The 21,752-nt window shown below is 62.2% G+C and carries 14 protein-coding genes and 1 rRNA gene; 3 read left to right on the forward strand and 12 right to left on the reverse strand.

The annotated features are described in order from the left end of the window. Positions 1 to 115 precede the first annotated feature (115 nt). Positions 116 to 231, forward strand: a 5S ribosomal RNA gene (gene rrf / locus UW3_RS0101745). Positions 232 to 354: 123 nt separating this feature from the next. On the opposite strand, the gene UW3_RS0101750 is transcribed toward rrf, so the two are convergent. The 10 genes from UW3_RS0101750 to UW3_RS0101795 all read right to left on the reverse strand — a co-directional run bounded on the left by UW3_RS0101750 (position 355) and on the right by UW3_RS0101795 (position 13,460). After that, positions 355 to 1,533, reverse strand: a complete 1,179-nt coding sequence (locus UW3_RS0101750; protein ID WP_010220433.1) for a PepSY-associated TM helix domain-containing protein — start codon at positions 1,531 to 1,533, stop codon at positions 355 to 357. 85 nt (positions 1,534 to 1,618) lie between these two features. Continuing rightward, complete coding sequence (locus UW3_RS0101755; RefSeq protein WP_010220435.1) at positions 1,619 to 4,135, reverse strand: TonB-dependent siderophore receptor; 2,517 nt, start codon at positions 4,133 to 4,135, stop codon at positions 1,619 to 1,621. 88 nt (positions 4,136 to 4,223) lie between these two features. Further along, a complete protein-coding gene (locus tag UW3_RS0101760) occupies positions 4,224 to 5,189 on the reverse strand; it encodes a FecR domain-containing protein (protein WP_010220437.1) in 966 nt (321 codons plus the stop codon). Between the two features lie 6 nt (positions 5,190 to 5,195). Further along, complete coding sequence (locus tag UW3_RS0101765) at positions 5,196 to 5,699, reverse strand: sigma-70 family RNA polymerase sigma factor (RefSeq protein WP_026001151.1); 504 nt, start codon at positions 5,697 to 5,699, stop codon at positions 5,196 to 5,198. A gap of 126 nt (positions 5,700 to 5,825) precedes the next feature. Continuing rightward, entirely contained in the window at positions 5,826 to 6,293 is a 468-nt protein-coding gene (locus tag UW3_RS0101770; protein ID WP_010220439.1) for an SRPBCC family protein, read from the reverse strand. 30 nt (positions 6,294 to 6,323) lie between these two features. Continuing rightward, on the reverse strand, positions 6,324 to 9,770 hold the full coding sequence (locus UW3_RS0101775) for a non-ribosomal peptide synthetase (protein ID WP_010220441.1): 3,447 nt from the start codon (positions 9,768 to 9,770) through the stop codon (positions 6,324 to 6,326). Positions 9,771 to 9,772: 2 nt separating this feature from the next. Then, positions 9,773 to 10,714, reverse strand: a complete 942-nt coding sequence (locus UW3_RS0101780) for a diiron oxygenase (protein ID WP_010220442.1) — start codon at positions 10,712 to 10,714, stop codon at positions 9,773 to 9,775. Beyond that, on the reverse strand, positions 10,711 to 11,487 hold the full coding sequence (locus UW3_RS0101785; protein WP_010220444.1) for a DUF3050 domain-containing protein: 777 nt from the start codon (positions 11,485 to 11,487) through the stop codon (positions 10,711 to 10,713). The genes UW3_RS0101780 and UW3_RS0101785 overlap by 4 nt, the downstream gene beginning before the upstream one ends. Positions 11,488 to 12,099: 612 nt before the next feature. After that, positions 12,100 to 12,690, reverse strand: a complete 591-nt coding sequence (locus UW3_RS0101790) for a thioesterase domain-containing protein (protein WP_010220446.1) — start codon at positions 12,688 to 12,690, stop codon at positions 12,100 to 12,102. A gap of 77 nt (positions 12,691 to 12,767) precedes the next feature. After that, a complete protein-coding gene (locus tag UW3_RS0101795) occupies positions 12,768 to 13,460 on the reverse strand; it encodes a GntR family transcriptional regulator (RefSeq protein ID WP_010220447.1) in 693 nt (230 codons plus the stop codon). Positions 13,461 to 13,763: 303 nt separating this feature from the next. Here UW3_RS0101795 and lapG point away from each other — a divergent pair, with 303 nt between their 5' ends. Continuing rightward, positions 13,764 to 14,456 carry a cysteine protease LapG gene (gene lapG, locus UW3_RS0101800; RefSeq protein WP_010220448.1) on the forward strand — a complete coding sequence of 231 codons (693 nt, stop codon included), beginning with the start codon at positions 13,764 to 13,766 and terminating at the stop codon, positions 14,454 to 14,456. 10 nt (positions 14,457 to 14,466) lie between these two features. Then, entirely contained in the window at positions 14,467 to 16,413 is a 1,947-nt protein-coding gene (gene lapD / locus UW3_RS0101805) for a cyclic di-GMP receptor LapD (protein ID WP_010220449.1), read from the forward strand. Between the two features lie 37 nt (positions 16,414 to 16,450). Here the strand turns inward: lapD and UW3_RS0101810 are convergent, their stop codons facing one another. After that, positions 16,451 to 16,795, reverse strand: coding sequence for a hypothetical protein (locus tag UW3_RS0101810; RefSeq protein ID WP_010220450.1), 345 nt, complete (start codon positions 16,793 to 16,795; stop codon positions 16,451 to 16,453). Between the two features lie 157 nt (positions 16,796 to 16,952). Next, the coding region (locus UW3_RS30050; RefSeq protein ID WP_010220451.1) for an immunoglobulin-like domain-containing protein at positions 16,953 to 21,752 on the reverse strand (4,800 nt) is incomplete at its 5' end.

Here is a 21,752-nt window from a genome sequence, read left to right on the forward strand (position 1 = left end):
CAAGATTAAATTCCGAAACCCCTATCTGCATACGCAGGTAGGGGTTTTGTCTTTAGAGTAGAAGCATCAAGAATTCGCTGGCACGTCGCAACAGACGGACCGGCACACAGAATTTCTTGACGACCATAGAGCATTGGAACCACCTGATCCCATCCCGAACTCAGCAGTGAAACGATGCATCGCCGATGGTAGTGTGGGGTTTCCCCATGTGAGAGTAGGTCATCGTCAAGATTCATTCCGAGACCCCTGTCTGCCCTGCAGACAGGGGTTTTGTCTTTCTGGGATCTGTCACCCTTTGTGGGAGCTGGCCTTGCCAGCGATGGGCTGCATAGCAGCCCCAGAACAGCCGCTGACTTACCCAGCTCTTCGCACCTTGCCACTGCGCCGCGCCTGCAACTTGCGCCACCAGATATACACCCCGGTCAGCGACAGCACTGCAATCATCACCCCCAACACTGCAATCAACACCTGGCCGGTCATACCGATGATGCGCCCGCCGTGTATGGGTAGCTGCAAGCGGTAAAAGCGTTCCCCCAAGGTGCCTTGCCCGGCAATCTCCTTGCCCAGCAAATGCCCGTCAGTGCCGTGGAAGAACAACCAGGACTTACCCTGGGCATCGGTATCGTGCTGGCCAAACCCTGCACCATAGAAGTTGTACTCGAAGCTGTAGTACAGCTCACCGATCGGTGCCGTTAGCCCCAGCCGCTGGCCTTCCTGCTGCGCCCGCTGGTAGGCCTGTTGATAGCTGAGCTGGGTCACCCCCAGTTGTTCCTTGGGTAAGCCGCCACGGGCTTCGTAGACGCTTGGCTCGACCGGTGAAAACAGTGACACCGCCGGTTTGAACACCTGGGCCGGCAGGTTCATCGCCACGCTGCTGAGCGCAACCGGTAGCAGCAGTAGCCACAACCACAAACCGCCTGCCCTGTGGATATCCATGTTCAGCCGATAGGCATGACCGCCCTTGATCTTCCAGGCTTTCGACCACTTGCCCCAGAACGGCCGCCCACGAGGCAAAGTCAGCAGCACGGCGATAAGGCAGTCGATCACCCACATGATCGCCACCACCCCCATCAGCAGGATCCCCCAGTTACCGGGCAGGGTCAGGCTGTAGTGCAACTCGAGCATGAACGGCATGAAGTTCTCCCGGGAGAAACAGCATTCACCCCAATAGCGCTGGCCCAGCGTCAGGCCGCTGACCGGGTCGAGATAGAACACGGTGTTCTTCTCGGCATAGGGTTCGCCGCTGGCAGGATCGTTGCGTGGCACCATCGCCAGCAGCGCTGCATGCCCAGGCTCGTTCGGGTACTCCATGTACCAGACCTGCAGCCGCGGGTGCTCGGCCTGCAACTTATCCACAAGCACCCCCGGTTGCTGCCGTTCACCCACGGCGGGGGCTTCGTAGAAGGAAGGGTTGAGCCATTCGTCCAGTTCGTGATGAAAGGCCAGGACGCTGCCGGTGAGGCCGGCCAGGGCTAGAAACAATGCGGTGATCAGGCCGAGGTAGCGGTGTAGCAGTACGTAGAGCTGACGCATGAGTAAAGGTCCGGAGTAAGTCGCCAGATGCAACAAAGCCAGCGCCTGGAATCAGGTGCTGGCTTTGGCGTTCATACAGGTGAGGTCAGAACTGGTAGCTGACCGTGGCACTGACATTGCGTTCTTCGCCCATGTAGCAGTAACTCAGGCTGGCACAGGAGGCGATGTAGCTTTCATTGGTGAGGTTGTTGGCATTGAGCCGCACATCCAGCCCCTTGAGCCCGACCTTGCCCAGGTCGTAACCAACCGAAGCATCGAACAGGGTGTAGGAGGGCACCTTCATGGTGTTCTCGGCATCCACCCAGCTGTAGCCGACATAGCGCACACCACTGCCCAGGCGCAGGCCGTCGAGGGCGCCCTGGCGGACGTTGTAGTCAGCCCACAGCGAGGCCATGTGCCGCGGTGCCTGGGTCGGCGAGTTGCCCTTGTTGTCGAGGTCGCTGCCAAACAGCGTGCTCGGCATCGACTTGGAGTACTCGATATCGGTGAAGGTATAGCTGCCGAGGATTTTCAGGTTGTCGGTGACTTGCAGGTGCGCCTCCAGCTCCAGGCCTTGGGAGCGGACCTGGCCTACAGGGCGGTAGAACTCTTCCTGCGGCAACTTGGAGGCAAGGTTCTCCTGCTCGATGCGGAACAGCGAGGCGGTGAACAGGTTGTCGGTGCCCGGCGGTTGGTACTTGATACCGGCCTCCCACTGAGTACCCTCGGTCGGCGCCAGCGGGTTACCCGACTGGTCGGCGTAGGAGTTGGGGTTGAACGACTCGGAATAGCTGATGTACGGCGCAATGCCGTTCTCGAACAGGTACAGCACGCCGGCGCGACCGGTCAGCTTGGTGCGCTCGTCACTGATTTTGGTGCCCAGCGGGCGGCTGGCTTCGGCGATGCGGTTCTCATCCGACGTCTTCACCCAGTCCTGGCGCAGGCCCAGCGAGAAACGCCACTGGTCGAGCTCAATCAGATCCTGCAGGTACACGCCGGTCTGTTGCAGGCGACGCAGGTAGCTGGTGGGGGCGAAGTAGGTGATTTGCGAGTTGCCGTACTGTGGGTCGAAGGCATTGATCGGTGCCAGGGCGCCACTGCGCCAGTCGACCACGGTCTTGCGTCGCTGGTAGTCCAAGCCCAGCAGTGTGGTGTGCTTGGCGCTGCCGGTGAAGTATTCGGCCTGGAGCATGTTGTCGATGATGTACGAATGCAGTTTTTCATCGCCGCCGGTGTAGTAGCGGTTCAGCTCATTGCTGGTCGGCGTGGTCCAGCCCCAGGCATACACCTGGTCCATCTTCACCGTCGAATCCAGGTAGCGGAAGTTCTGCCGCGCGCTGAACACGTCGTTGAAGCGATGCTCGAATTGGTAGCCGAACGACTGCTGGTCACGCTCGTAGCGGTCGATGCCCGGCTCGCCTTCGAAGAAGTGATCGGAGATGCGCTGGCCATTGCGCTGGTGCAGCGCACCATCGGCCGGCACGCCGCCGTGATAACCGCCGTCGGGGTCATGCTGCAGGTAGGCCTGCAGGGTCAGCGAAGTATCTTCGCTGAAGTTGATGCTGACGGTTGGCGCCAGGGCGAAGCGCTTTTCTTCGTTGTGGTCGAACTGGGTGTCGGACTGATCGGCCAGGCCCACCAGGCGATAGGCGATGCGCTGGTCGTCATCCAGCGGGCCGCTGAAGTCGAAACCGACGCCACGCTGGCCCCGGGTGCCGACGGTGGCCTGGACTTGATGATAGGCCTCGTACAGCGGCTTCTTGCTGGTCAGGGCGACCAGGCCGCCGGGCGAGCTGCGGCCATAGAGCACCGAAGACGGCCCCTTGAGGATATCCACCCGCTCGAGGAAGTACGGATCGACCTGCATGGTGCTGTAGGTGCCACTGTCACCCATGGACTTCAGACCGTCCAGGTAGATGTTATCCACAGAGCCGTCGTTGAAGCCGCGCATGGCCACGTAGTCGTAGCGATGGGTCGCGCCGTAGGGGTTGGTCAGCACGCCCGGGGTGTAGCGCATGGCCTGGGCCACGGTCTGCGAGCCCTGGTCGTCCATTTGCTGACGGGTCACCACCGACACCGACTGCGAGGTTTCCAGGATCGGCGCACTGGTCTTGGTCGCGACCTGGCTGTGGGTGGCGTTGTAGCCTTCCATGCTGCCCAGGGCGTTACCCAGGGCGAACTCGCGTACTTCGGTGCTTGGCAACGACAGCGCTGCGTCCTGTGGCTGCGCCCGCAGCACATAGCTGCCGCCATCCTGGCTGACGGCTTCCAGGCCTGAGCCGTTGAGCAACTGGCGCAGCGCCTGGTCGGTGGCGTAACTGCCTTGCAGCCCTGGCGACTGCAGGCCCTGGGTCAATTGCGGGGTGCTCGACAAGGTGATCCGGGCCTGGCGGGCGAACTGGTTGAGCACGTCATCCAGGGAGCCGGCGGGGATGTTGTACTGCTGGCTGACACTGCTCGCTTGCGCGCCCAGCGCCACGGCCGGTAGCGCAGTCATACCCAGGGCGGTGCCAAGCAGCGTGGCACGGATGGCCTTGCCCAGCACGCTGCCTGGAGCAGAATCTAAGACAGGTTGAAAATCATTCTTCTTGTTGAGCCGCAACAGGGGCGAAGCATTACGCATGGAGAGCATCCGTTGAGTCGGTAAGGGCAGAAGGAGTCGCTTACTGTCCTAGCCGGACTCGTGGGTAAAACCCGCCAAAAAAATCAATTCAGGCCAGCCGTTCCAGGCGTACCCACCAGCGCGTGCGATAGCTGACCTTCACCGGCAGCGTCTGCGGCAGCAGTTGCAGCAGTTTGTCGGTGTCCTCCAGGCGGAACACCCCGGACAGGCGCAAGTCGGCAATGTCATCGGCGCAGCTCAGATAACCGTGGCGATAGCGCCCGACTTCGGCGAGGAAATCGCCCAGGCGCATGTCGCGGGTGACGATCAGCCCTTCGGCCCAGGCGCCGGTATCCATGTCCTGATTGTGCAGGAGGGTTGCGCCCCGGGCATCGAGGCGATAACTCTGGCCGGCGTGAACCCATTGCAGAGGGCCTGGCGAGTGGATGGCGACGCTGCCCTGGCTGACGCTGATGCGGGTGCAGTCGCTGTCCTGGCGCACCACGAAGCGGCCGTCGAAGCCTTGCAGCAAGGCTTCGCGGGTGCGTACCAGCAACGGACGACCCGGGGCGGTCGAATCCTTGGCGCAGGTCAGCATCAACTCGCCACGCTTGAGGCGAATCAGGCGCTGATCGGCCTCGAAGGCGAGGTCGGCGGCGCTGTTGGTGTTCAGTTGCAGCAACGAGCCATCCGGCAGGCGCAAGCTGCGCCGCTGACCGGTGGCGCTGGCAAAATCTGCGGTCAGCGGGCTGATAACGTCCAGGTCCTTGCCCAGCCAGGCTGCCGAGCCGAGCACCAGCACGCCGCTGAGCAGTTTCAGGGCCTGGCGCCGCTGCAGGCGCTGGCTGCTGTTCTCCAGGGTCTGCAAGGCCACGCTGGCACCTGGGATGGCGCGCAGGTTGAGCTCCTGATGCAGGGATTGCACCCGCTGCCAGGCCAACTCATGGTCCTGATGGGCTGTACGCCACCGTTCGCATTGTTGCTGCAGATGAGCGTTGTGGCCGTTCTCACGCAGCTTGAGCATCCAGTGGATAGCCTGCTTGACCACCCGCGGGCCGGGGTTGAGGGGTGTCATGCCGGCTTATGCCTCGCTCTCGTAGCGCAGCAGGTAGCAGTGATACAGGGCATCGGCCACATAGCGCTCTACCGAGCGCAAGGACACGCCCATCTGCTCGGCAATGTCCTTGTGGCTCAGGCCTTCGCACTGCGCCAGCAAAAAGGCGCGGCGCACTTTCGGCTTGAGGCCGTCAAGCATCTGCGCGATGCGCTCGAGCAGCTCCAGCAGCAGTTCGCGGGTTTCCAGCGAAGGCACTTCGCCCTCGGGCAAGTGCGCCAAGGCTTCGAGGTAGGCGCGGTGCAGCTCTTCACGCCGCCAATGGTCGATCACCAGGCCGCGGGCGATGGTCCGCAGGAACGCCCGGGGGGCGTTCAGCTCCAGCTGTTCGCGCCGCTGCAGCAGGCGCACGAAAGTGTCCTGGGCCAGATCCGCGGCATCGGCGGCATTGCCCAGCTTGCTGCGCAGCCAAGTGTTCAGCCAGCCGTGGTGGTGGCTGTAAAGCGTGTGCACGGACTCTCGAGAGGGCATGAAGGTGCGCTGCTGAAGGGGTCATAAATGATAATTAGTCTCATTGTTGGCATCCTTGGATTATTTTGCAACTGTTGATCAGGGCAAGCTCGCTCTTGTAGGAGCGGGCTTGCCCCGCGATCAGGCTTAACTCAACAAATTCCTCACATTGTTCATCGCCTCATCGGCAAACCCCTGCAAAAACGTCTGAAAGCCTGGCAGCGCCTCGCTGCCGCCTTGCCACGGCTCGGCCTGAATGGTCCAGGTCGCTCGCGCCTGGCGCTCGCCCAGCGCCTCGACCTGCATCGCCGCCCACAGGTTGCCGATGTTCAGGCTGGTGTAGATCAGGCTCCAGGTCATGCTCATGGCCTGCTCGTCACGGGTATTGAGCTGTTCGATGACCACGTTGCCGTCCTTGAACAGCTTCTTGCGCACCGAACGCACGCCGTTGCCGGTCATCTCGATGTGCGCCAGGGCCGGGATGAACACCGGGAAGCCGGCGAAATTGCCGACGATGTTCCAGACACTGGCGGCATCGCTGGCGATCTCGACACTGGCCACCACTCGGCAGCCAGCAGGGTTGTGGATCAGGGTGTCGGGTTGAAGGGTTTGCATGGGTGGATCTCCTGCGTGGGTTGAAGGCGGTCAGATGAAGGCAATGTCGTGCAGGTACTGGCAGCCGCGTTGCAGCAACTGCGGGGTTTTCTGCGGGTAGCGCGCGCCCATGCGCTCGACACCGGCGCGGGCATTGCCATGCTCGATCCGCGAGATGTCGCCGATGTCTTCCTCGAAGCCATCCAGGTAGAAACCCAGAACATCGAACAGCGCGTTGTCGCGATCGACTCGCTGCAACTGCCGTTGCCACTGCTCGATGCTGACCAGCTCGAATGGCGTGCCGCTGTCACGGAACACCGAGACGTAGTCGCTCCAGCTCAGTGGCTCGGGGTTGTGCAGGTTGAATACCGCCTGCTCGGGCTGGTAACGGCTGCTGTGGAAGGCGATGAAGCGGGCGAGAAAATCCACCGGCATCAGGTCGAAGTTGAGCTCCAGGGCCGGCACCTGACCGAGTTGCAACGAGCCCTTGAGCATCAGCATCAGCCGGTTGCGCTGGGGTTGGCAGATGCCGTTACGGCTGTCGAAGGTGATGTTGCCGGGGCGAAACAGGTTGACCCACACCCCTTGGGCGCGGGCACGCTGGAGGATGCGCTCGCCCACCCATTTGCTCAGGTTGTAGCCATTACGCAGGTAGAGCGGCGGTGTCGCCGCCGGGTCCCGCTCCAGCACTTGGCCATTGGTGTCGATGGCGCTGCAGGCCGACAGGGTCGAGATGAAATTGAAGACTTTCTTGCGCCGGCCTTCGCACAAGCGCAGGCACTCGAACAGTGGCTCGACGTTGTCGGCGGCCAGGGTGCGGTAATCCAGCACATGGTTGACCTGCGCTGCGTTGTGCAGCAGCGCACCGTACTCGCTGTCCAGATAGTCGTAGTCGCTGTCGCTCAGGCCCAGTCGCGGCTGGCGCAGGTCGGCGGCGAAGACTTTCACCCGGCTCATATCAAGGCCGTGCAAGCCGTTGTCCACCAGCGCTGCGGCGAAACGTTGCGGCGCTGACTGACTGGCGCTGGAGCGCACCAGGCAGGCTACTTCGCTGGCGCCCCATGCAAGCAGCGCTTCGATCAGGTGCACGCCAAGAAAACTGTTGGCGCCGGTGACGACTACCTTGTGCACATCGCCCAATTGCGCCATTGGCAGCACGTTCAGATGCAGTTCGCGACAGGCATCGCGTTCGGCCTGCGGATCGAGGCCGTGAGCCTGCGGATGCTCGCCGCTGACCAGCATTGCCAGGCGCTGCACGGTAGGCATCTCGATAAACTGATTGATCGCAATGGCGCAAGCGAACTGCTCGCGAACCGCCAGCAACAAACGCGATAGCAGGATCGAGTGGCCGCCGAGGCTAAAGAAGCTGGCGTCGGTGGAGATGTCCTCCTCGGGCAGTTCCAGCAGTTCGCTCCACACCTCAACCAGCTGCGTCTCGACAGGCGTAACCGGACCCAAGTGCTGGTCGCGCGGCGCCAGGGCCGGAGGCATCGCCAGCAGCGCCTGGCGATCGATCTTGCCGTTGGCGGTGTAGGGCATCTGTGCCAGTTGCTGATAGACGCCTGGGCGCATGTAGTCGGGCAGTCGTTGCTCGGCATGCCGGCGCAGGGCGGCTTCGCCATTGTCGCCAGTGGCTTGCGCGCAGAACGCCAGGATCCGCCGCTGGCCATCGATGACCACCGCCACCTGGTGGAACAGCCCGCTGCTGCGCAGGCAGTGCTCGATCTCCTCTGGTTCGACGCGAAAGCCGCGGATCTTCACCTGGTTGTCGCGGCGGCCACAGAGCTCGATGCCGTCGGCTGTCCATTTGCCGATATCGCCGCTGCGGTACACGCGGATCGTGCTGCCATCGGCACGCGGCAGGTTGAGGAAGCGCTCATCGCTCAGGGCCGGATTGTTCAGATAGCCCAGGCCAACGCCCGGGCCTGCTATGTACAACTCACCGGGGCTGTCTTCGGCGACCGGCTGCAGCTCGTCGTCGAGGATCAACACCTGGGTGTTGGCGATCGGGCGGCCGAGGTTGCGGTTGTTGTCGTCAGCCTGGAATACCCGGGTCGTCGCCAGCACGGTGGTTTCGGTCGGGCCGTAGATGTTGTGCAGATGGCACTGCCCGGCCAGGCGTGCGATCACCTCCGGCTCACAGACATCGCCGCCGGTAATCAGGTGGCTCAGCCCTAGCGGCTGGTCGCGTGGCAGGATGCTCAGCAGCGCCGGCGGCAGGAAGGCGTGGGTCACCTGCTGGGCGTGGAGCAGAGCCAGCAGGCGCGCCGGGTCGCGGCGTTGATCTTCAGTGGGTACCACCAGCTCGCCGCCGCAAACCCAGGTGGGCAGGATATCCAGCAACGAGGCATCGAAGCCGATGGTCGAGAACTGCAGTGCGCGGCTGTGCTGATCCAGCTGCACATGGGCGCTGTACCAGGCCTGGAAGTGGCTGAGGTTGCGCTGGCTGAGCAGCACGCCCTTGGGCTGGCCGGTGGTGCCCGAGGTGTAGATCGCCACGCAGGGGGCGTCCGGCGCGGGTCGCTGGCGCAACAGTGATGGCAGCGGCTGCGCCGGCGGTGTGGGCAGCTGGCGCAGGTCCAGGGTCGGCAGTGACAGGTCATCCACTGGCAGCTGACCGTCATGTAGCAGCAGGCTGGCGCCGGCATTCTCCAGAATGTAGCGCAGGCGCTCGGCCGGTTGCGCCGGGTCCAGCGGCAAGTACACCGCTCCACAACCGAATACCGCGAGCACGCTGGCGTAGAGCGCGGCGCACTTGCCCAGGCAAACGCCGATCACGGGTGGTTCGGTGCTGGTCGATGAAACACCCATACGTTGCTGGATAGCTGCCGCCTGGGCATGCAACTGTGCGTAGTTGATGCGCTGGCCGTTGAGGTTCAGTGCCGTTTTGTCGGCATGAAGGCACAGGCTCTGCTCCAGGCGCTCGATCAGCGGGACGTCGGCCGCGGCGAGTAATGTGGGGTTACCGGTCTGGTTGAAACGGTGGAAACAGGCCATCTGCTCCAGCCAGTCGAGGCCCTGTTCCTGATCCTGTTGCCCAGGGCTGATGGCGGCGGCCTGCTGCAAGTATTCAGGGTTTCGCGAGAAGCGGCTGACGAGCAGCGCGAGCATGTCCCGCAGGCTGTCGATGGCGTGCAAGCGCAAGTGCTGACCGTTACCTGAACGTTCGGGCGCCAGACGCTGGCGCTCGATCAGGCGTTGCGCGGTGGCGCTGCCGGTCCAGCACAGCAGCTCGAGTGTGGGCAGGGCGTCAGGGGTTTGCACATAGACCCCCAGACGCAAGCTCAGCAGGGCACAGTCGCCCAACGCCTGCCAGTCACAGGCTCGCAGCGCCAGGCTGCCGTCATCGATCAGCAACTGTGGCTGGCGCCAGGGGCGTGCCAGCAAGGCTTCGGCGCTGTCGGCCAGGTGCAGCGCGTGACCGTGCTCGTACAGTTCCCGATGCAGCAGCTGCAGCGCCGGGCTTGCGCCGATCAGCAGGATTTCCAGGCGTCTCATGGTTATCTCCTTGGCTTGGGCAGGTAGTGCGCCAGAGCGTCTTGCACACAGGGCGAGTCGAGCATGGAACTGGCGCGGAACAGGCGCAGGATGTTGCCCAGCAGCGGATGCTGGTGATCGATCGGGTAGGCCATGGACGTCACTTCCTGGCGCAGCGCCGCTCGCGCGGTCTCGTTGATCGGCAACTGGGCGATCAGGGCAAAGTCGAAGCGCTTCTGGATGTCGTTGGTCAGGTACTGCGCGAGAAACACCGGCAGGATTTCAGCGATGCAGTGCCGGTCCGCGTCGGGGGCGCTGTGCCAGTAGATGCGCACCAGCCGTGCCCAGAAGCTCGAATGGCGGCCTTCGTCGAGCAGGTGATCGGCCATCAAGCCCTGCACCGATGGCTTGACCGTGTCATCCCGGGCAAAGGCGGCGACATCGTCGGTCAGGGTGTTCTCGGCGATGCCCACGCAGATCAGCTCAAGGGCGTCGCGCAGGTGCGCCGGCGCCAGCGCCAGGGCTGCCGGGATCGCCCGGCTCAGCTCGATTTCCTCGGGCAGGGCCATCGGTTCAACCCCGGTCAGGGCGATGGTTTGTTGCATGAAGTCCATGGCCACCAGGGCGTGGTAGTCCTCATCCACCACCACGGTCATGGCGTCATAGCGACAGGCGAACGGAAAGCGAATGGCGAAGCGGTCCTTGGCGATCCGCCGCGCCGTGCGGTCGACGATCTCGGTCTCGAAAATCACCACGTCGTTGATGAACTTGTACAGGCTCTGGGTCAGGGCGAAATCGCGCTGCTGCGGGCACTCGCGCATAAAGGTCTCACTGAGCACCAGCGGCTGGCGGCTGAGCGGGTAAATCAGCCGCTGATCGTCCTCGACCTGGCGTCGCGGCCGGGTGCGGATGGTCGCGCGGCTCTCCCAGGCCTCGGCGCAGGAGTGGTAGTCGAGGGCATTCATGCGCTGACCTCCGCGACGGGCTCGCGCATCGACAGGCGCAGGTGGTCCCACAGGGCAATGCGGCTGTCGACGGCGGCAATGGCAGCTTCCAGGGCCTGGCGCTCCTGTCCCGGGTCGCCTTTCACCAGCCGGGCGAGCAGAGCCTCGGCGGCCGGGCCGTGATCTTCGGCGTCGACTTCGATGTGCCGTTGCAGGTAGTAGCGCAGCGTCGGCGCCTGTTCGCCGGTGATGCCCCAGTCATCCAGGATGCGCTGGAACATGCATGGAATCACACTCTCACGCCCATGCAGGAAGGCCGCAGCGACGCTATGGGCAGGCGCGCCCAGGGCGGTCTCCAGGGTGTGGCAGACAAACTGCCGGGCCGCCTCGCTGGCACCGGCGCGTTGCAGGGCGCTGGCATAGCCGACGCCTTCTCGTTGCAGGTTGATGAAGCGTTCGATCGCCGAGGTGCTGGCGCCGACTTCACGCATGGCGTCCAGGTACAGCTCGAAATGGCTGTAGTGCCCCTGGCCCACGCGATCGTCGGACTCCTCACCGAGGACGATCTCGTTGATCAGACGCGCGGCGTTCGGATCAAGTGGCGGCAACCAGGGCAACTGGATACAGGTCAGCTCCTGTTGCAGGCGTTTGGTCAGCGACATGAAATCCCAGACTGCAAATACATGGGTTTCCATGAACCGTTGCAATACCGGTAATGAATCTATTTCGGCAAAGATGGGATGCGCGGCAAGTTCGGCTTTGCGGGCGATAAGGTGCGAAGTCAAAGTGCTCATGGCGTTTCCTTGTCAGTGGCTGACGTTCGGTTCATTTGCCTTAGCGCCAGTGTCGAAGTTTTCGAGGGCCGAGCAGGGGCCTCGACTGAATCATTCGATAAAAGCGCGATGGCAGGCGTATCGATGCTGTAAGCATCCTGTTCACAGGCTTACGGGTGTTTTTGCTCAGGTTGGCCCGTGCCGATAAAAAGTTAGAACAACTTTTAAGTGTTCGGCAATCATTTTGTTAATTATATTTTTAGTTGATGGTTTTCGGGTGTGAAGCAAGTAATTAAAACTTTGGATTAAAGTTTTATTTTTATGTAAGTGCTCCTTCCGGCAACTAAGTGTCAGAATAAAACTGCGTGAGTGAATGCCTCACTCGGAGCACTAAATAATGTAAGTCGGACGAGGTTGACTCTTGGGGGCAGCTGATCGATATCGGTCCTTGCCCGGCGCCAGGCTCCTTCTGCAGGTGTGCAATAGGCACGCGACCTGGCCCGCCTGACGGCGATCAGCGGTCGCTGCGCGGGTAAGAGTGTGCCGAAAATGCAGGGGCCGCCATGGCTGGCTGCAACAGGAGGAGAGAATTCAGGGGCCAGAGCCCCTCGCCGGATGGCCGTGCGCCTGGGTTTACAGGCTTAGCAGGCCCAGATGGGTGTTGATGATCTGGAGCAGGCGCTGATTGAGCATAGGGTCGTTGCCTTGCTCTTCAGGTAGTTCGATCAGCTCGATTTCGCGGCTGCTGAAATCATGCCAGCCCAGCATCCGCGCCAGATAACCTGACGGATACAGCGCAGTGACGGGCACGTTGAGCGCTGCTGCCGATTCACCGGCCGTCGTCGCATGGGGGCTGTCGCATGTGGAGACAAACAGATGACGCGTCTGCCCTGGGTGCAGTTGCGCGGCGTGATTGGCCAGGGCAAAGGCGAGCTGGGCGCCTGGCCCCTGGCCGAACAGGGCATGGGGGGTGCGCAGGTAGACCTGTAAGCGTTCGACCAATGATGCGACCAGGGCGCACTTGTTTTGCAGGGGCAGCGAGGTTGTCAGATCGCCGTAGGCCAGGACGTTGACGGTCACCAGTTCGATATGTTCGTTAAGCTCCGCTGCCCAGGCACGGTATTGGTTCAGGTGGTCCTCGCTGCAGGCAAGGCAGATCAGGCGAACCTGGGGCGGCTGGGCAGAGCCTGGTACGGTTCTGCGCTGAAGAGTAGGGGCGTGCACGGCCTGTCCTTTCGCTCAAGGTATGCCCCGAGCGCAATTGCGGCCATTGGCCGGGGTCGCCGGCAGTGGCCGTGGTTTTACTCTGTCGATTGTCGGCTCAGGTAGGCCTTGATCGTTTTCGCCCCGTTGTTCAGGTGGCGTTCGAGAATCCTGACGGCTTCTTCAACCGACTTGTCATTAGCGGCGTCCACCAACCCGATGTGATCGTCCTGGGTCAACTTGCCCAGGCCCATCGAGGATAAGTGGAAACGCAGAAAGCGTTCTTCTTCATTGAGTTCGTTTTCAATCAGTCGCAAGAGTTTCTGATTGCTCGCCTTGCTATACAGGCTCATGTGGAACAAGCGGTTCAGGCGCCCGATTTCGGCATGCCGGGTTTCGTTTTCCAGTTGGGCGATATAGCTGCGCGCCAGGGCAATGTCGTCGGCATCGAGCAACGGAATCGACTGACGCAACGCTTCGGATTCCAGAATGACCCGCAAGGCATAGGTATCTACGGCATCCTCGCCGATCAGCGGCGCGACCACCGCACCCTTGTGCGCCACCACCTGCAGCAGCGATTGTGCCTCCAGCTGGCGCAGGGCTTCGCGCACGGGCATGCGGCTGACGCCAAACAAAGTGGCCAGTTCCTGTTGGCGCAAGGCCAGACCGGGCTCCAGGCGACCATCAAGGATGGCACTGCGCAGCCGTTCTTCGATCACAGTACGAGCCAAGTGTGGCGGAACTTGCTCGCCACCCAGGATTTCGCTCAGGAGTTTGGTTTTTCCGCCCACGCTGTCTTTGCCTGAAGTCGAAGGGGGTCATTGGATCCAATAACCCTAGTTAGGAGAGATTTACTTGTCAAACCGCATCGATGAGGCCGCGCATCAACAATGCGAAACCACGCTCACCGGCGCCATGCTTGCTATCGTGAAGGAAGTTTTTGCTCAAGGGAAGCAGGGTTGTAGCCCGCGCCTGACAAGGGGTTGCTCATGATCAACAGGTTGATGGCAGGGTGATTGTATGGTGCCATTGTTTTTTTCGGGGTGAGGCCGCACCATCGGTGTTTTCTCACAAGTCTGCGCGGATTATTCGCATTGGCGATACGTTGGGCTGTTCAATTGACCCTGCGCCGGCTTGGCCTGGCCGTGGTGCTCGGCTGCCTGTTGCTGGGCGGCCTGCAGGCGGACTGGGACTTTTCCCAGATCAGCCGCCGCGCTCAGTCGTTGTACGGGCCATTGGGGCCTGGTCAGGGCCGCATCGATGCCTGGCAGAACCTGTTGGCAACCCAGAAGCAAGGCAGCGAAGCTGAGCGCCTGAAGGTGGTCAACCAGTTCTTCAACCAGCAGTTGCGCTATGTCGAAGACATCGACCTGTGGCGTGAGGTGGACTACTGGGCAACGCCGGTGCAATCGTTGATCAAGGGCGCTGGTGACTGTGAAGACTACGCTATCGCCAAGTATTTCAGCCTGCGCCGGCTCGGGGTTCCTGCCGAAAAACTGCGCATTACCTACGTCAAGGCCCTGCGCCAGAACCGTGCGCACATGGTCCTGACCTATTATTCAAGCCCGGAGGCCATGCCGCTGGTGCTCGACAGCCTGATCGATGCGATCAAGCCCGCCAGCCAGCGGCCGGACCTGTTGCCGGTGTATTCGTTCAACGGTGAGGGCCTGTGGCTGACCGGGGCGGGTGGCAACAAGAAAGTCGGCGACACCAAACGTTTGTCGCGTTGGCAGGATCTATTGAAGAAGATGCAGGCCGAAGGCTTCCCCGCCGAGCCGGCTTACTGAAGGAGCACAGATGTCACTGTTCAAACAATTGCTGCTTGCCATCTGCCTGTTCCTGGTGGTCGCCTTCAGCGGCAGCTTCATGGTCAGCCTGGAGAGTTCGCGCAGCCAGTACGTCAACCAGTTGCGCTCTCACGCCCAGGATGCCGCTACGGCCCTGGCGTTGTCGCTGACACCGAATATTGATGACCCGGCAATGGTCGAGCTGATGGTCAGCTCGATCTTCGACAGTGGTTACTATTCGAGCATCAAGGTCATCGACACGGGCTCCAACGCCCTGCTGGTGGAACGCCATGCCGAGCCTGATGCCAATGGTGTGCCGGCCTGGTTCATCCGCCTGATCGGCCTGGAGGCGGCCGGTGGCGATGCCATCGTCAGCCGCGGCTGGCAACAGGCGGCACGGGTCGAGGTGGTCAGCCATCCGATGTTCGCCCTGGCCAAGCTCTGGCAGAGTGCACTGGGCAGCCTCGGCTGGCTGCTGCTGTGCGGCGCGTTGAGTGCGGTGCTTGGTGCATTGTTGCTGCGTCGCCAGCTCAAGCCGCTGGATTACATGGTGGCGCAGTCCCACGCCATTGCCCGGCGTGAGTTCCTCAGCCTGCCAGACCTGCCACGCACCCCGGAGTTGCGCCGGGTAGTACAGGCCATGAACCAGATGGTCGAGAAGCTCAAGGCGCTGTTCCAGGAGCAGGCCGAACGCAGCGAGAAGCTGCGGGTCGAGTCGTACCAGGACAGCCTCACCGGCCTTGCCAACCGCCGCTATTTCGAAATGCAGCTCAACGCCTTGGTCAGCAACCTCGAAGAAGCGCGCCCGGGTTACCTGCTGTTGCTGCGGGTCAAGGACCTGGCCGGGCTCAACCAGCGTCTGGGTGGTCAGCGCACCGACCAGTTGCTGCAAGCAGTCGGCCAGCAGTTGCAACGTACCTGCGCCAACTACCCGGAAACCAACAACCTGATCACCCGCAGCCGCGGCGGCGAGTTCGCCGTGCTGGCGCCGGGGTTGGTGCATGAAGAGGCGACCCAGTTGGCCCAGGCCCTGGAAGTGACCTTGCAGAGCCTGGCCGACACCGGCGCCAGCGATGTGACCCCGGTCGCTTGCATCGGCATGGCCCCTTACAGTCCGGGCGATGACCCGCAGGCCTTGCTCAAGCTTGCCGACGAAGCCCTGGCCCGCGCCGAGAGCCAGCTGGAGCCGGGCTGGGTGTGCCTGGAGCAGGGCACCGCGCCGCAAGCCGGCGATACTCACCATGCCTGGCACACGCTGCTTGATGAGGCGTTGCAGCAGGGTCGCTTCCAGTTGTTCTTCCAGCCGGTGGTGGCCTGCGATGCGCCGGAGCGTGTGCTGCATTACAAAGTGATCTCGCGGGTGCTCGATGCCCAGGGCCAGGCCGTTGCCGCCGGGCGCTTCCTGCCGTGGCTGGAGCGTTTTGGCTGGTCGGCGCGGCTCGATGTGCTGATGCTTGAACAGGTGCTCAAGCATATGCACAACCACAATGAAGCGCTGGCCCTGAACGTGTCGGCGGCGACCCTGGCCGACCCCAAGGCGTTACAGCGAGTCTATGAGCTGCTTGGCCAGAACGCTGTGCTGGGCCCGCGCCTGACCCTTGAGATCGGCGAAGAGCAACTGCCTGAACAAGCGGTGCTCGAACAGCTCACCCGCCGTCTGCGGGCCTTGGGCTTCAGCCTCAGCCTGCAGCGTTTTGGCGGGCGTTTCAGCATGATCGGCAACCTGGCGCACCTGGGCCTGGCGTACCTGAAAATCGACGGCAGCTACATCCGCGCCATCGACCATGAACGGCACAAGCGCCTGTTCATTGAAGCGATCCAGCGCGCAGCGCACAGCATCGACTTGCCGCTGATTGCCGAGCGGGTCGAAACCGAGGGTGAGCTCAAGGTATTGCGCGAGATGGGCATTCAAGGGGTTCAGGGACGACTGATCGGCGAGCCGGCACCCTGGCGTTGAAGCAAGCGGCTGCAGGCCGGCAACGGGCCTGCAGCGCTCAGATCAGGCCGCCGTTTTCTTCACTGTCATCGATCAGGTTGGTCAACCCGCCCAGCACCTGGCGAGCATTGGAGCGGCTGAGCAATTTGGCCTGCGCGCCGGGCGGCAGGTCGGTAATGCTGATCACGCCTTTGGTGGTCAGCACTTCGATCAAATCCTCGAGCACCCGGATCATGTCCAGGTCACTCTGTTTGAGTTGTTTGAGGCTGTTCTCGACCACATCGTCGGCGAACCACTCCTGGATCTCGGCATGGTCGGCCGGGAGGATTTCCGTGTATTCGGCGTAGGGTGCGGCCTCTACCCGGACCAGTTGGCCCTGTGCATCGCGTTGCACGTAGAACATGGGGTATCCCTCTGAATGTCAGTCCGTATCCGCAGTCAGCAGCATAGGCCAAGCTGGTCGGGCGTGTAGCCCGGCGAGCGAGTATGCGCTGTGAATACGGTGCAGGCAAAGTCCGAAGCGCCGCGCCAGCCCCGGGAGGGCTGGCGCAGGCCGTGGATCAGCTGTTGGAGTGGTCGATCTTGATGGTCGGGTCGGCACCGGTAACCAGCGAGTTGATCGTGGTATTGGCCCAATTAACCCCTTCCAGCTTGATCGTCACATCGGCATTGGCCAGGCCGCCGGAGGCATTAAGCTTGCCTTCGGAGCTGACCTGCAGGGTCGACTCGCCGTTGACCGTGGTGATCTTCAGGTAGTTGTCGATGGTGCTGGCCTTCTCGCCCTGGAGCAGGTCGCTCAGGTCCAGACGGTCGCCTTCGGCAGCCTTGAAGTCCTTGATCACGTCCTTGCCGGTGTCGCCGGCCTTCCACACGAAGGTGTCGGCCCCGCTACCGCCGGTCATGATGTCGTCGCCCTTGCCGCCGATCAGGATGTCGTTGCCTTCACCGCCCAGCAGGGTGTCGTTGCCGGTACCGCCAAGGAGGATGTCATTACCCTTGCCGCCATCGAGGTAGTCGTTGCCACCCTGGCCGAAGAGAATGTCATTGCCGTCGCCACCGATGAGGATGTCGGCGCCATCGTTGCTGCGCGACACATCGAACTCGCTGACGTGCTCGGTGATGTACTGATGCAGCACGCGGCCATCGACGTCACCCAGGTTGACCCCCAGCTTGCCGGCCACGTAGGCCTGTATGGCTTCGACACCGTTGCCGGCGATCGAGTCGAAGCTGACCAGGTCGCCGAACAGGATGTCGTGGCCATCGCCGCCGCTGACCGTGTCGTTGCCCGGCTTGGTGGCCTCGGTATGACCAAGGATCGCTTCGGCCAGTTGGCTTGGGTCGATGTTGGTCTGCGGTTTACTGTCGCTGTCGAACGGCTTGAGATCGTTGACGTTAACGCCACTGTTCAGGCCGATGGCTTCGACGCTGGAGAGGCCGCTGAGGATCTTGAAGCTGTCCAGCGAGTTGTTCCAGGTGTCGTTGCTGGTGCCATTGCCCCAACCGGAACGGCTGGACAGCTCGTAGGTGCCATCGCCCTGAGCGCGGATGGTGCCGGAGGTCGAGGTGTACCAGTTGCCGTAGTACTTGTACTGGGCATTGAGGTTACCGTCGGCATCGATACTGACCCGGTTATTGCTGTCCAGCTGGTAGCGGTTCAGCGTATCGCCTGGCTTGTAGTTGATCGACTGGAGGAAGCTGTCCAGGGTCCAGCCGGAGCTGGCCAACTGCGGGTTGCCTTGCTCGTTGGCCTGGTGGAAAGTCGGCTGGCCATCGGTAATGAAGAACGTCTGGTTGCTACCGGTGTTGCCGGCATTTTTGAGGTTCTGGAACCAGTTTGCCGTCGTCTTGAAGGCGTCCTCGTAGTTGGTACCGCCCTCGGAATACATGGCCTTGAGCGCATCCTTCAGCGCTTGCAGCGAGCCCGCATCGGACAGGTTGACCGAAACCGACTTGTTGACCTGGCTGGAGAAGTCCACCAGCAGGATGTTCACGGTACCCGACTGTGCACCCTTCACACTGTTGGCCAGGGTATCGAACACCGACTGCAGGGACTTCTGCGCAGCGTCCACACCGGCGGCTTTCATACTGCCGGAGGTATCGACGATGAACGCCAGGTTGTAGTCCTGTCCCGGTACCACGTGCAGGCCGTTGACATCGGCGACGACGATGTCGTTGCTGGTGCCCAGGGTATGGTTGTCGCTCTCCGCCGTGAGGTTGGTGGTGACGTAGGTATCCGGGTAAACGGTGACCTTGATCGTGCCCTGGCTGAAGTCAGTGCTGCCGTTGGCCTTCTCGGTGGCCGTCGAGGTGACGGTCACGTCGAACTGACCCTGGTAATAGGCCGGCGGCTTGATGCTCAAGCCGTTGAGATTCCAGCCGGTGACATCGACTGCGTCCTTGCCGACGGTGACGGTGTGGCCGGCGCCATCGCTCAGTACCGAGCCTGCCGGAATGCCGCCCAGCTTGACGCTGAGGGTTTCCGAACCATCGGTGTCGGTGAGGTTGGTGGAGATACCGACCAGCTTGACGGTGCCGTTCTCGGCGCCTTCGTTGAGCTTGTAGCCCTGGTAGTAGCCTTCGCCATTGGCGCCGTGCAACTCGCCGACGGTGACGCCGGCGTTGGTCAGCTCGTTCACGCCCGGGTACATCGGGATATTGGCGTTGCTCAGGTCGACCGGGGTGCTGCCGTTGACCGACAGGTTGACGTCATAGCTGCCAGGGCCGCTCTGGTTGGCGTGGTAGATGTCCAGGGTGTAGTAGCCGCTGATGGTCGGCTTGAACGAACCGTTGATCGCACCGCCAGCGCCCCAGGTGGCCTGGGCCACGTTCTTGCCGCCGATGGTGATCAGCAGGCTGTCATCGCCGACACCGCTGAAGCTGTAGGTCTTGCCCGCTTCCAGGTAGATCAGGCCGGAGGTCTTCGAGCCGGAACCGCCAACGACGCTGGCGTCGGACTGGGCGTTGGTCACCAGCGAGCTGCTGTTGGCCTTGCCCGAGTTGTCGAACACGGTCTTCAGCGCGTCGCCGGTGATGCCGTTGCCATTGGTGCCCAGGCCGCTGAGGCTGTTCCAGGTTTCCTTGACCAGGCCGATCGAGTTGACGTTGTTGCTGCCAATGTTCAGGTCAGGCTTGTCGGCCACCGGGGTGATATCGACCTTGATGGTGGCCTCGTTGCCCAGGCCCTGGCCGTCAGTCGGCTTGAACTTGATCTGCGCGTAGTCGGCTTCTTTGTTGCCGACGCCGGTGCCGCCGTTGGCATCGATGCCCGACTCGTTGTGATCCGGCACGAATTTCAGCTTGCCAGCGTCGATGTCGGCCTTGCTGAAGACCTTGCCGGCGTCAGCGTCGGTCAGGGTTTTCCAGACGTTGCCATCCTTGTACTGCAGCACGCCATCGGCGGGCAGTTTGGTGATGGTCAGACCCAGGTTAGCCGCAGGGGTATCGGCATCGGTGATGCCGAAGTTGGCCCAGCTCAGCACCAGGTCGGTATCTTCGGTACCGGTCACGGCACCGCCAGCGGCAACAGGTGCCTCGTTGCTGACGATGGTGGTGGTGACACTGCCAGCGCTGCCGCTGACCACCAGGTTCTCGAAGTTGCCGCCGGTGGCCGAGTCGATCTTCACGGTGAAGTTCTCGGCGCTCTCGGCAATGCCGTCGCGGATGATCGGCACGCTGAAGGTGCCAACGTTGCTGCCCGCCTTGATTACCACAGTGGCCACACCGGTGTAGTCCGCACCATTGGTGGCGGTACCGCTGTAGGTCAGCTTGATGACCACATCGGTTTGCGCCTTGTTGGTCAGGGTCAGGGTGTAGTTGGCCGAATCACCTTCGGTCACCGAGGTGGTGCCGCTGATGCTGACGGTGGTGGTGTCGATGGTGTCGGTCACCTGGGTGACGGCTGGCTGTTTGCTGATTGCCAGGTCTTCGAAGTTGCCACCGGTGGCGCCGGTAATGGTCGCGTTGACGCTGCCGGCATCGATGTACACGTCGTCCGCTGGCGCAGGCACGCTGACCGTACCGGTGGTCTTGCCAGCGTCGATGATGATGCTGGCACCGTTGCTCAGGGTCACGGTGACCGGGGTCTGCGCCTTGTTGCTCAAGGTGGCGGTGTAGGTGATGTTGCCACCTTCAGCGACCGATGGCGTAGCGCTCAGGGTCAGGTTGGTGGTGTCGATGGTATCGGTGACGCTGGTCACGGCAGACGAACCGTCGATCTTCAGCTCTTCGAAGTCACCACCGGTGCTGCCAGTGATTTTCGCGCTGACGTTACCGGCATCGATGTACACGTCATCGCCAGGCGCGGCGATGGTCACCTTGCCTTCGGTCTGGCCTGCGGCGATGGTGATGGTCTCACCGTTGCTCAGGGTGACCTTCATCTCGGTACCGGCCGGATTGCTCAGCTTGGCCACGTAAGTGATCGAGCCGCCTTCGGCCACGGTCGGGGTCGCGGTCAGGGTCAGGCTGGTGGAGTCCTTGGTGCCCGGGCCGTCGGTGACGCTGACGGTGGTGTTGCCGGTGCTGACCAGTTTCTCGTAGTTGCCGCCGCTGGTGCCGGTGATGCTGTTGGTCAGGTCCGGGTTGGTGGTGTGCACGTTGTTCGGTGCAACGTAATCCACAGTGCCAGTGGTCTGGCCGACAACGATGGTGATTTGCTGACCATTGGCCAGGTTGATCACCAGGTCGGAACCGGTAACCGGCGCGGAAACCTTGGCGGTGTAAGTCACTACGCCGCCTTCGACAACACTGTTGGTGCTGGCGGTCAGGGTAACCGTCGAAGTGTCGATGGTGTCCTTGACGTCGGTGATCGCTGGGGTGTTATCCACAGCCAGCTTCTCGAAGTCCCCGCCGGTGGTGCCAGTGACGGTCACGCTCAGCTGGCCTGCATCGATGTAAACGTCGTCGCTTGGTGCATCGATGGTGATCTTGCCTTCGGTCTGGCCTTTGGCAATGGTGATCACTTCACCGTTGCTCAGGGTCACTTTCATCTCGGTGCCGGCCGGATTGGTCAGCGTCGCGGTGTAAGTGATCGAGCCGCCTTCATTGACGGTTGGAGTCGCGGTCAGCTTGAGGCCGGTGGTGTCGTCGGTGCCTGGGCCGTCGGTGACGGTAGTCACTGGGTTGCCAGCGGTATCCAGCTTCTCGTAGTTGCCACCGGTGGTGCTGGTGATGCTGTTGGTCAGGTCCGGGTTGGTGGTGTGTACGTTGTTCGGTGCCACGAAGTCCACGGTGCCCGAGCTGGAACCTACAGGGATGGTGATTTGCTGACCGTTTGCCAGGTTGATCACCAACGCGGAACCAGTCACCGGCGCGGTGACGGAAGCGGTGTAAGTCACCACACCACCCTCAGTCACGCTTGGAGT

Source organism: Pseudomonas donghuensis (assembly GCF_000259195.1).
Classification (GTDB): Bacteria; Pseudomonadota; Gammaproteobacteria; order Pseudomonadales; family Pseudomonadaceae; genus Aquipseudomonas; species Aquipseudomonas donghuensis.